The sequence below is a fragment of the Marisediminicola senii genome (assembly GCF_011057645.1).
In the GTDB taxonomy this organism is placed as follows: Bacteria; Actinomycetota; Actinomycetes; order Actinomycetales; family Microbacteriaceae; genus Marisediminicola; species Marisediminicola senii.
The window spans coordinates 1-10665 of record NZ_JAALGE010000067.1; the positions used below are offsets into that span (position 1 = coordinate 1).

A 10665-nucleotide genomic window follows, 5' to 3' on the forward strand; every position below is an offset into this window, starting at 1 on the left:
CCGCGCGCCACGCCCGCCCCGCGCCCGCCCGCCCCCCCCCCCCCCCCCCCGCCCCCCCCCCCCGCCCCCCCCCCCCCCCCCCCCCCCGCCCGCCCCCCCCCCGCCCCCCGGCCCCCCCCCGGCGCCCCCCGCCTGCAGCACGCGAGCCGCCGGCACCCCACCCCACCTCACCCACCCCACCCGCACCCCACGTAACACCCTCGCCACACGAAGCTGGCACAATCACCCCATGGACCTGAATCTTTCGCAAAAGACCGCATTAGTCACCGGGGGAACCAAGGGAATCGGACGCGCTATCGTCGACGCCTTCGTCGCGGAGGGCGCGAACGTCGCGTTCTGTGCGCGCGATGCTGACGAGGTCGCCGCCGTCGAGGCGCACTACGCCGACGCCGGCCCCACCGTGGTCGGCTCGGTGCTGAACGTGCGCGATGCCGCGGCACTCACCGCATGGGTCGACGACACCGCCGTCACCCTCGGCGGCATCGACATGATCGTCGCCAACGTCAGCGCCCTCGCCATTCCCGACACCACCGAGAACTGGGTTGAATCGTTCGAAGTCGACCTGATGGGCACCGTCAACCTGGTCAAGGCAGCGCTGCCCTACCTCGAGAACAGCCCCGCACCGTCGATCGTCGCCATCTCGAGCGTCTCCGGACGGGAGGCGGACTTCGCATCCGGCCCCTACGGCACCGCAAAGTCCGCCATCATCAGCTACATCTCGGGACTCGCCCTTCAGCTCGCCGACAAGGGCATTCGCGCCAACGTGGTCTCCCCCGGCAACACCTACGAGCCGGGCGGCGTGTGGGCGGGCATCGAGACCGGCAACCCCGAACTGTTCTCCACCGCGATGGGCCTCAACCCGACCGGACGCATGGGCACCCCGCAGGAGATCGCCGACAGCGTCGTATTCATCTCGAGCCCGCGCTCGAGCCGCACCAGCGGAACCAACCTCGTCGTCGACGGCGCCCTCACGCGCGGAATGCAGTTCTGATGGACATCGTCGAATTCACCCCCGAGCGGTCGCAATACGTCTACACGTTCGGCGGCGCCGAGCCGGTGATGCGGGTCAACCCCGGCACCGCGCTCGCCCTCTGGTCCGAAGACGCCTACAACCACGCGCTCCGCTCGGTCGACGACCTCGCCAGCGCCAAGCTCGACATGCGCTACCTGAACCCGCAGACCGGCCCGTTCTACATCGTCGGCGCCGAGGCCGGCGACACGCTCGCCGTGCACATCGTCAGCCTCACCCCGGCACGCAGCTGGGGCGCATCCGCCACCATCCCGTTTTTCGGCGGCATGACGAGCACCGACCGCACAGCCATGCTGCAGCCAGCACTGCCCGAGGCCACCTGGATCTATGAAGTCGATACGGATGCCAGCACCGTCGGTTTCCAGTCACGCTTCGGTGACTTCGAAGTCGCCCTCCCGCTCGCGCCCATGCTCGGCACGGTCGGCGTCGCGCCCGCGGGCAGCGAGGTGCGTTCGTCGCTCGTGCCGGAGCGCTTCGGAGGCAACATGGACACCCCCGAGATGAAGGCCGGCACCACCGCCTACCTCGGCGTCAACGTCGAGGGCGCGCTGCTCTCCATCGGCGACGGGCACTACCGGCAGGGCGAGGGCGAGGCGTGCGGCACCGCCGTCGAGGGCGCCATGGATTCCGTCATCATCGTCGAGCTGATCAAGGGCGGCGGTCCGCTGTGGCCGAGGCTCGAGAACGACGACTACTGGATGGTCGTCGGCTCGTCGCGCCCGATGGAGGATTCCTGGCGCTCGAGATGATCCGGTGGATGTCGGAGATGTTCGACTTACACGAGATGGACGCCTACCAGCTGCTCAGCCAGATCACCGAGGCGCCGATTGCCAACGTCGTCGACACCAATTACAGCGTCGTCGTCAAGGTGCCGAAGGCCTACTTCACGCGCGGCCAGGCGTTCGACGGAATGCACCGCGAACTGCGGGGCCGCGCCCGCAGGATCTAGACGGGCGGGCCGGCTCGCAGGTCCGTAGAGACGGAGGCGGGCCCGGGCGCTTGGCGTGGCATGAGCAACACGCCGCGTGGGCCGCGGTAACTCGACTGTAGCGGTGAAACAGCCTCGAGGGTGGATGCCGCAGCCGCGGTCACCCCGCGGGGTACCCGCTACTGCGGGCTGCTCGAGCTTGTGGTCTCGGGTGCGGCTGGCGCGGGCGGGGCTGGTTATGTCAACTCGATTCGGTGCCACCATGACGGCTTGTTTGGGACCCACCCACATCGAAAAGAAGGGGCTCCGACGGAGCGATCTGGCCCCGCTACCCGCTTCGGGTGTCCTCTAGGCCGAGCGGGTTTTGGTGTGTGCTTGAGCAAAGAAAACTGCCCCACTCGAAGCCGAGGGGGGCAGTCTCTTCGGTTTGATCAGGTCGTCCGGCCTCGCCTCTTCCGCATGAGGATTAAAGCCATTATCACGCCAGCAAGGAGGAGAGCGAGCCCGCCATAGAAGAGGGAGTTTTCTAGGGCGGTTGCATACCCGGTAGTTCCGGCGGCATCGACTTCGATGCCGCGCATAAACCACACGACGCCCATGGCCGCTACCAACATCGCTCCGAGAGTGACAGCGGCGATGTCACTCGTGAGGAGCATTTTTCGCGTTGATCTCTTCATGATTACTTAGCCCCAATTACATTGGTGGGCGAGGGCACTGGCGCCCCAGTCGCTCTTATTCGGTCGCCATTTCTCGAGGTTCCAGGAGTCAGGCTTGAGAAGAGCGTAGATGGAGTGGCAGTCGTATTGCTCGTGCAGGCTTGTTTTCGAGAGAAGAACCGGCCACTTATTCTTGGCCTCGTCCCATCCAGGGCCAAGGAACACTGGAACGGCGCTGGTGCTCGTGCTCATTGCTGCTCCCCAGCCACTGCGGAACACCAGGTAGCGAGGTTGACCCCTATCCGACGACGTCGTCATCTTGTTGAACAGATCCTGACCGAGCCACGGGTCTGCGACGATGGGATAGGTGTATGAGCCGTTGGCGTGGTCAACGACCTGCGTGACGGTTGAGCCACTCGCCTCGTAGTGGGTGGGAACTGCCGTTCCGGCGGCGTCCATTGCCCATGCCGGAGCAATCGCCCCTGCGAACTGTCCCTGATTATCACGCACGACGATGATGTCGCCGTCTGCTTGCAACGTCGCTGCTCCGCCGACTTCGTAAGAGTAGCGATCCGGTGCGGCGGACGATTCGAGGACAGTTGCGACCTGAACCGAACCATCAATTTTCGCGATGGGCACCGTGTGAGAGCCGTCTCCGTTGTCGTAAGCAACGATTCCGGGCTGCAACTCCGTGGCGTCTCCTGCTTCATCCGCTCGGGGTAGGCCTACAGTGAGCTTGCTTCCCGTCGCGGACACAACTCGCAGTCCTAAAGAGGGATCCTCAGGGATCGACGCGAGGGGAAGCCGGGCTGATGGCTTGCTGGTGGAACTTATCCCGAGGTTGCCAGTGAAGAGCCCCGCTGAAGCCGGTATGGACTTCAACGCTGCAAGGACCGGATCAGCAGAGGCAGCGGTCGCTGCTGGTGCCGCCATGCTGACCAGCAGCACGGAAGCGCTGGCTATCGCCGTCGTCAGCATCAACTGACGTTTCATAGAGCCGGGCCGAAACCTATTTCGCATGATCGATTCCTTTCCTGAGCCGCGTCTGCACCGGTGCAGACGCTCTATATGACTGAAACTAGCGTTTCATCGAGATAAGTGAAGTCGGCGTTTAGGGGGACACAGACGAGAAAGGTGTCAGACAGTGACGATCGCTATTCCGTTGTCCTCATTCGCTGACGGGTGTGGGCGAGGCGGTAGGAGTCGGTGCCGGTTTCGATGATGTTGCCGCCGAAGGTGAGTCTGTCAACGATCGCGGCGCAGAGTCTGGGGTCGGTGAAGGTCTTGGTCCAGCCGGAGAACGATTCGTTAGATGCGATCGCGACGGAGTTCTTCTCCTCGCGTTCGGTGAGGACTTGGAAGAGGAGCTCGGCTCCGCGGCGGTCAAGTTCCATGTAGCCGAGCTCGTCGATCATCAGCAGATCGACCCGTCCGTAGCGGGCGATCGTTCGAGCAAGTGTCTTGTCGTCTGCGGCTTCGACCAGTTCGTTGACCAGCCGAGTGGCGAGGGTGTATCTCACCCGGAACCCTTTCTCGGCCGCGGCAATGCCGAGGCCGATGAGGAGGTGAGACTTCCCGGTTCCGGAGTCACCGATCAAGCAGAGCGGTTGTCCTTTCCGGACCCAATCGCCGGTAGCGAGGGTGTTGATGGTGGCGAGGTTGATGGTTGGGTTTGCGTCATAGTCGAAATCTCCGAGCCATTTATCTCGCGGGAATCCGGCGGCTTTGACCCGGCGGACGGAGGAGCGCCGGTCGCGGTCGTCGCACTCCGCGAGGAGCAGTTCGGCGATGATTCCGTTGTAGGACAGCTGCTCTTTCTGAGCGATCGCGACTGCATCGGCGACCAGGGCGCGGATCGTTGGGAGCCGCAGTCGGCGGCAGGCGCCGTCGATCGCAGCGATCGCAGCTTCCTCGGTCATCCCTCGCCGTCGCCGGATCGTTGGCGGTGGGCTAGTGGTAGTCATGAAGCAGGTTCCTTCTTCAGCGTCGATGAATCGATCGGGGAACGGCGGAGGGTGAGCAGCTCGTCGTAGCCGGCAACCGACGGCGCCGGTCGTGTATCGGCAGGGAGTCCGGCAATCACCGCGGCAGGATCCGTGAGCCGGCGCTGGGTGAGACTGACAACACGGTGCTCGACAACCGGAGCCTGATCGACACGATGACGGTCGGCTCCAGACCCACCGGCGGCGGCATGCCGCCGTGCCTCCACCGCGACGACATCCGCTGTCACGGCGCCGACCCGCAGAGCTGCGACCAACCCGGCGGTGACATCGTCAACAGCCATTGAACGGTGTAGCAACAGCACGTCAATAAGCTCGCGGGTTCCCGCCGCGTCGCCGTTACTCTTCCGTGTCGCGGCCCAGAATGCTTCGTGCGCTGAGGTGAACGCGCCGGTGGACCGGGCGTGCGCGAGGGCTGTCGAACCCGGCAACGCCCCGGGCTTCATTTTCAGCACCTCAAGGTAGTGATCCAGATTCACTGCCTCGCCGCCGCGGGCAACGATCCGCGCATGCCTGGCGATGAGAGAGCGCCCGTCAAAGACGACCAGCTCCGATGCGCGAAGAGACACTCGAACCTGGCGCCCGATGAACCGTGCCGGCACCGAATATCTCGCCATCCGGACAGTGATCAGAGCCGACCGGTCGACCCGTGGATGCACCGTCAGGCCGGGATCCAAGCTCTCAGCCGGCAACGGCCTCAGTAGCGATCGTTCGGCGGTGAAATCCGCCGCCACGGATCTCAGCCGCGAGCTGATGCGCCTGAGGTCATCCGCTTCATCCCATTCCCGGATCTTCTCGTTCAGTTGCGCGAGAGTGTCCACGACCGGCATCGGTGACAAATGGGTCCGCCGGAACCGGCCGACGTCGCCTTCGATGCCGCCCTTTTCGTGCGCACCCTTGATACCGGGCTGGCAGTAGAACGCATCGAACCCGTAATGCGAGCGGAACAGCAGCCACCGTTCGTTCTCTGTCCGTCGCCTGTTCGTCCCGTAGAGCACCGTCGTGACCGCGGCGGTCAGGTTGTCGTAGCGGATGTGTCTGGTCGGAATGCCGCCGATCGTGTTGAACGCGTCGATGTGGCCCTCCAGGAACGCTTCCTGCCCCTGCGTCGGGTAGACGCGGTGCACGGCCTTGCCCGAGTTGGAGAGCCGGAATGCGAACATGTGGCACTTGGTCTTCACCCCGGCAAGGATCACCCACACCTCCCCGAAGTCGACCTCCGCCTCCGCACCCGGTGCGTGCTCCTGCGGGATGAACACCTCTTGCCGGCGGTCCGCGTCCAGCTGCGGTCGGCGCATGCGGACATAGTCGCGGACGGTTGAATACGACAATTCGGTGGCTCCGTGCTCCTCCGTCAGGCGGGCGAGGACACGGCGTGCAGTGTGGCGCTGCTTTCTCGGGGCATCAACATCCGTCAGCAGCATCCCGTCGATTGTCAACTTGAACGCATCCAAACGCGGAGACGCTCGCACCGGTATCTTCCGCGCAGGCGGCTCCGCCTGCGACAGCGCGGTCCGCACCGTTCCACGTCCGACCTGATGCCGACGCGCAAGCTCCCGGATTGAGAGCCCGTCGACTCTCGCATCACGTCTTATTCGTGCAAACAGTTCCATTCGAGCCCTCATCCCTGCGCCTCCCAACGCCGGCAAGAGTGCCGGACGAGGACAACGCTGAAGTGGGCTCCGATTAAACCGTCACACCGCCCCGGCGAGTCACCGGGTGGGTCCGAATGAAGCCGTCACAGTGGTATTGGATCAACCTGTCACAACCACGGGGCGGTGAACAGGATGCGGGCAGCATCCGCCGCCCTGCTCGCCTCGACGAGCACGTCGTACCGCGCAGCCTTCAGGGACTGCACCGAGGAGAAGTCACGGCGTCCGCGGGTGGCCCAGTGGCTCACGAAGCCCGCGATCGCGCCCCACAGCGCGCCGAAGGCGACGGCGCTGAGCACGATGGCGAAGTACGAGATGCCGAACGCGAAGATTGCGAACAGCAGTCCGATGAGCAACCCGAACCACGCTCCCGCGGCGGCGCCCATCAGGGCCGCCCGCCCGAGGGTCAGGCGCCCGGTCACCGTTTCGACGGTCGTGATGTCGCGGCCGATGATCTGCGTCGACGCGACGGGAAACTCCTCGTCAGACAGCCGGTCGACGGCGGCCTGGGCGTCGACGTAGTTCGTGTAGCTCGCCACCACCTCCCGCACGGTGTTGTCGTAGTACGAGGGCGACGAATTCGGTGCGGGGTTCGACATGCGGGGTGACCTTCCTCAGGTTCGCGGGGGTGGTGGCTGTCGGTCGATCCACACTGAGGCTCGGCGTAGTCCGATCGCCGACCCGGAACATTGTTCTCTTCGCCCGCCACACACCCGTGCGCCATTTGACGAGTCTCGAGCGGCGCTCTTTCCCGTGCCCGTCCCCCTGCTCGACGACGGCCGGGCAAACGCGCCGCCGCACCCGCCTCACAACAGCGCTGCTACTCCGCAGCGCACCCCCGCGCGAACACGCACGCGATGTTCCTCGCCCGCATGAGCGCTAGCCCCATCTCGAACGCCTTCGCGGTGTTGGCGCGGAACAACGTCACGTCGTCGACCCAGCTCGGCGCCCGGTCCGCCAGCGCGTACGTCGTCATCTCCCCGCGTTCCGCTGCGTCCCATGCCGCTGCACAGCGCCCGCCGATCGCCGACGTCGTGAGCGCTGACAGCAGAACTTCAGTGGCCTCCGTCTCCGTCTGCGCTTTTCGCACCGCATTGCCCACCGTGTACCCCGCGGCGGAGCACTCGTAAACCGCCCGACGCACTGAGCCGCGCGCGCTCAGCGACGACACCGCGGTCTCAGCGCCCACCGACCAGGCTTTCTGCGCCGCGAGCCGGAACGCCGTCCACGCGGTCGTGAGCGACAGGTCAGGTGTCAGCGTCACCTCCCGGGTGGTGCGGATGGTCGAGGTCTCCCCCGGCAGCAGAAACGGCTGGCGACTCCACCCGTCGAAGTCACCGTGGAATGCGGTCGCCCAGCGGGGCCGGAACGGATACAACCCAGACCACACGTTGTTCTGCATCACCACCACGGTGTCGCTGTTGTTGGGGTGGCTTGTGAATTCGTGAAATATCCGACGCTAAGGGTTGGTGGGGTGTCGGAGTGCCCGGTAGCGGCCGGGTTTGTGGGTGGTGCGGGGCCAGGTGTAGTTGCCAGTGAGGTTGATGTGTTCCCAGCTGAGCGGTGAAAGGTAGCGCAGCAGCTCTGGCGATGGAGGCGTGTCGGTCCCGTTGAGGGTGGTGATGGCGCGGTCGAGGTAGACGGTGTTCCAGAGCACGATCGCAGCGGTGAGCAGGTTGAGGCCAGAGGCGCGGTAGCGCTGTTGTTCGAAGGAGCGGTCGCGGATTTCGCCGAGCCGGTTGAAGAAAACGGCCCGGGCGAGAGTGTTTCTGGCCTCGCCTTTGTTCAGGCCCGCGGTGACGGTACGGCGTAGTTCGGGGTTCTCCAGCCAGTCGAGGAGGAACAGGGTCCGTTCGATGCGGCCGAGTTCTCGGAGAGCGGTGGCGAGCCCGTTTTGGCGGGGGTAGGCACCGAGCTTTCGCATCATCAGGGACGCGGTGACGGTCCCGGTTTTGATCGACGTGGCGAGGCGGAGGATCTCGTCCCAGTGCTGGGTGATCGTGGCGGTGTTGATCGGGCCGCCGATCAGGGGGGCCAGCGTGGTGAGGTCGTGGGTGCGGGTGGGTGTGTAGAGGCGGGTCTCTCCGACGTTTCGGATGCGGGGTGCGAACCGGTAGCCGAGGAGTTGCATGAGCGCGAAGAGGTGATCGGTGAATCCGGCGGTGTCGGTGTAGTGCTCCCGAATTTCTAGTTCACTTTCGTGATACAGCAGCCCGTCAAGGACCCAGGTCGCGTCTCGGTCGCCGACGTTGACGAGGCGGCTGTGAAAGGGCGAGTACTGGTTGCTGATGTGGGTGTAAACGAGCCGGCCGGGGTCGTTGCCGTATTTCGGGTTCACGTGCCCGGTAGATTCTGCTCGGCCGCCGGCGCGGAAACGTTGCCCGTCGGACGATGAGGTTGTGCCGTCGCCGAAGTGCGCGGCGAACGGGTGGCGGTGTTGAGAGTTGACGATCGCGGCGAGAGCGGCGCTGTACGTTTCTTCGCGGATGTGGGCGGCTTGGTGTCGGTCGAGTTGTGCGTAGCTGACGCCGGGGCAGGCTTCAGCCATTTTTGTCAGGCCGAGGTTGATGCCGTCGGCGAGGATCGCGGTGAGCAGCAGCTGCTGGTCTTTGGACGGTTGCCCGGTCTTGAGGTTGGTGAAGTGTCGGCTGAACCCGGTCCAGGCGTCTACTTCCATCAGCAGATCCGTGATCCGGATTCGTGGGAACATGCCGCTGGTCGCGTCAATTAGCGGTTGCGCTTGGATCGGCACGATCGTGTCCAACGGCGTGATTTTCAGCCCTGCAGCCGTGACCGTGACGCCGAGAAGCTTGCCGTCAGCGGCGAGGTGTTCGACGCGGGCGAGGCGTTGGGTGAGGAGTTCGAGCCTGGCGGTCAGGTAGGCGGGGTTCCCGTCGGTTGTCACAATCGGTAGTTGCTGCGCGCTTTTCAGGGTGCTGTAGTCCTGGCGGTCGAGGAGGTATTCGTCGAAGTCACGAAATTGTCGTGACCCGCGTACCCAAATGTCTCCGGAGCGCAGCGCGTTGCGGAGCTCGGTGAGGACACAGAATTCGTAGAACCCGCGATCGATGCCAGTGTCGGTGAAGACCAGGGGTTTCCAGCGGGCCCGCACGAAGGATCTCGGTGCGGTGTCTGGAATCTTCCGAATACCGGCCGTATTCAGTCGCCGGAGAATCTCGACGGCTGCGAGCAGATCGACTGCTGCTGGGGCGGCGTGCAGATCAAGGACTGCGAGGAACGCGGGCGCGTAGCGGCGCACAGTGGTGAATTGGGCGCTGACCAGAGCGAGCGAATCTGCGGCCGCGGGCCTGGTGAGTTCCTTCGCCGCTGCGGTGTTTTCTGCCAGAGTCTCCCACCCGATGACTTTCTCAATGACCGAGAACGCTTCCTCGCCGGTCTCCCGGGCTTTCAGCAGCGCTTCGCCGAGCTGCGAATAGGTCCGCATCAGTGCGGTGACGCTCGTGCGTGAGGCAAGTGTGGACGCGTCGTGCCGGTTTTTCGCTGCCCGCAGCAGGCGGCCGATGATCCTGTCGTGCAGGTCGATGATCTCATCGGTGACGGTCGCCATCCCCTCGGCCGCCATCGCGAACAGCGTCGCGTAACGACGGCGGGGTTCGAACTTCGCCAGATCGGCGCTCGTCATCGACCCGCCTTCGCGGGCAAGCTTCAGCAGCCGGTTCCGGTGCACAAGCCGCGCAGCTGGCCAGGGCAGATCTAGTGCACGCCACGCGGTGAGACGCTCGACGTGCTCCAGCATCGAACGCGCGTTAGGCCGGGCTGGAGCCTGCCGCAGCCAACCGATCTGAGTGAGAGCGCTGTCCGAACGTCGGATCAGCAACCCATCGAGGCATGCTCGCTGTCCGTCATCCAACGGCCCGCTCAAGGTGGAGTGCACGTGACGGGTCGCCCGGGTGAGGCCTTCCGCGCACGCCTTCTCGATCACCTCGATGGCCGGCAACGCGACCGCGCTGCGCCGAAGAGACGCGATCGCCGTCTCGACGAGGACTCGGCCCCGGTCGGTCTGCCGCGCGACGGAGTCGATCTCTTCCACGACGTTCCGGAAATCACCCATCCCGAATGCTGTCAGCCCGAGGTACGCGCGGGCTTCGCGGGCATGTTCTTGCCGGGTCTCCTCCCGCGCTCCGTACTCACTCCACAGGTTCGGGCTCACCGCGATATTCGATGCCAATTGCGCGAGAACCGCCACAGGCGGGGCAGCGTCGGCGCCGAGCGCGATCCCGGGCCCGCGCAGCAGACACAGATGAACGGCGAACCCCAACCGGTTTGCGTCCCCACGGCGTTGCCGAATCAGCGACATGTCCGCCTCATCGATCCTGCACAGCGCCGCGATCTCGTTTGGATCCTCCGGCAGACACAGGATCTCGGCGCGCCCGAGCGG

10 protein-coding genes are annotated in these 10665 nt (G+C 65.1%); 3 read left to right on the plus strand and 7 right to left on the minus strand.

Going from position 1 to position 10665, the window contains the following annotated elements; genetic code table 11:
• The first annotated feature begins 229 nt into the window (after positions 1-229).
• Genes G5S38_RS14440 through G5S38_RS15750 form a run of 3 tightly spaced genes read left to right on the plus strand, consistent with a single transcriptional unit; the run spans position 230 to position 1979 of the window.
• On the plus strand, positions 230-991 hold the full coding sequence (locus G5S38_RS14440; RefSeq protein WP_165070124.1) for an SDR family NAD(P)-dependent oxidoreductase: 762 nt from the start codon (positions 230-232) through the stop codon (positions 989-991).
• Complete coding sequence (locus G5S38_RS14445) at positions 991-1779, plus strand: acetamidase/formamidase family protein (RefSeq protein ID WP_235929097.1); 789 nt, start codon at positions 991-993, stop codon at positions 1777-1779. Before G5S38_RS14440 ends, G5S38_RS14445 begins: the two co-directional genes overlap by 1 nt.
• Positions 1780-1796: 17 nt before the next feature.
• Entirely contained in the window at positions 1797-1979 is a 183-nt protein-coding gene (locus G5S38_RS15750; RefSeq protein ID WP_235929098.1) for a hypothetical protein, read from the plus strand.
• A gap of 410 nt (positions 1980-2389) precedes the next feature.
• Here G5S38_RS15750 and G5S38_RS14450 read toward each other — a convergent pair whose 3' ends face one another.
• The 7 genes from G5S38_RS14450 to G5S38_RS14480 all read right to left on the minus strand — a co-directional run.
• A complete protein-coding gene (locus G5S38_RS14450) occupies positions 2390-2635 on the minus strand; it encodes a hypothetical protein (protein WP_165070109.1) in 246 nt (81 codons plus the stop codon).
• A 6-nt stretch (positions 2636-2641) separates the two neighbouring features.
• Entirely contained in the window at positions 2642-3607 is a 966-nt protein-coding gene (locus G5S38_RS14455) for a DUF2599 domain-containing protein (protein ID WP_165070112.1), read from the minus strand.
• Positions 3608-3768: 161 nt separating this feature from the next.
• Positions 3769-4578, minus strand: a complete 810-nt coding sequence (gene istB, locus G5S38_RS14460) for an IS21-like element helper ATPase IstB (protein ID WP_165070114.1) — start codon at positions 4576-4578, stop codon at positions 3769-3771.
• Positions 4575-6239: an IS21 family transposase gene (gene istA / locus G5S38_RS14465; RefSeq protein ID WP_165070116.1), complete on the minus strand. Its 1665-nt coding sequence runs from the start codon at positions 6237-6239 to the stop codon at positions 4575-4577. Before istA ends, istB begins: the two co-directional genes overlap by 4 nt.
• Before the next feature lie 137 nt (positions 6240-6376).
• Positions 6377-6865 (minus strand): general stress protein, encoded by a 489-nt coding sequence (locus G5S38_RS14470; RefSeq protein WP_165070118.1) that lies wholly within the window; start codon positions 6863-6865, stop codon positions 6377-6379.
• A 221-nt stretch (positions 6866-7086) separates the two neighbouring features.
• The gene (locus tag G5S38_RS14475; protein WP_165070120.1) at positions 7087-7668 is read right to left on the minus strand and encodes a hypothetical protein; all 582 of its coding nucleotides are present in this window, start codon (positions 7666-7668) and stop codon (positions 7087-7089) included.
• Between the two features lie 57 nt (positions 7669-7725).
• On the minus strand, positions 7726-10665 hold a 2940-nt coding region (locus G5S38_RS14480), incomplete at its 5' end, for a Tn3 family transposase (RefSeq protein ID WP_165070122.1).

Excerpts from the sequence above, each read along its gene's own strand:
- G5S38_RS14440 (WP_165070124.1), top strand. The coding sequence starts at position 230 with ATGGACCTGAATCTTTCGCAAAAGACCGCATTAGTCACCGGGGGAACC.
- G5S38_RS14445 (WP_235929097.1), top strand. The coding sequence starts at position 991 with ATGGACATCGTCGAATTCACCCCCGAGCGGTCGCAATACGTCTACACG.
- G5S38_RS15750 (WP_235929098.1), top strand. The coding sequence starts at position 1,797 with ATGTTCGACTTACACGAGATGGACGCCTACCAGCTGCTCAGCCAGATC.
- G5S38_RS14450 (WP_165070109.1), bottom strand. The coding sequence starts at position 2,635 with ATGAAGAGATCAACGCGAAAAATGCTCCTCACGAGTGACATCGCCGCT.
- G5S38_RS14455 (WP_165070112.1), bottom strand. The coding sequence starts at position 3,607 with ATGAAACGTCAGTTGATGCTGACGACGGCGATAGCCAGCGCTTCCGTG.
- istB (WP_165070114.1), bottom strand. The coding sequence starts at position 4,578 with ATGACTACCACTAGCCCACCGCCAACGATCCGGCGACGGCGAGGGATG.
- istA (WP_165070116.1), bottom strand. The coding sequence starts at position 6,239 with ATGAGGGCTCGAATGGAACTGTTTGCACGAATAAGACGTGATGCGAGA.
- G5S38_RS14470 (WP_165070118.1), bottom strand. The coding sequence starts at position 6,865 with ATGTCGAACCCCGCACCGAATTCGTCGCCCTCGTACTACGACAACACC.
- G5S38_RS14475 (WP_165070120.1), bottom strand. The coding sequence starts at position 7,668 with ATGCAGAACAACGTGTGGTCTGGGTTGTATCCGTTCCGGCCCCGCTGG.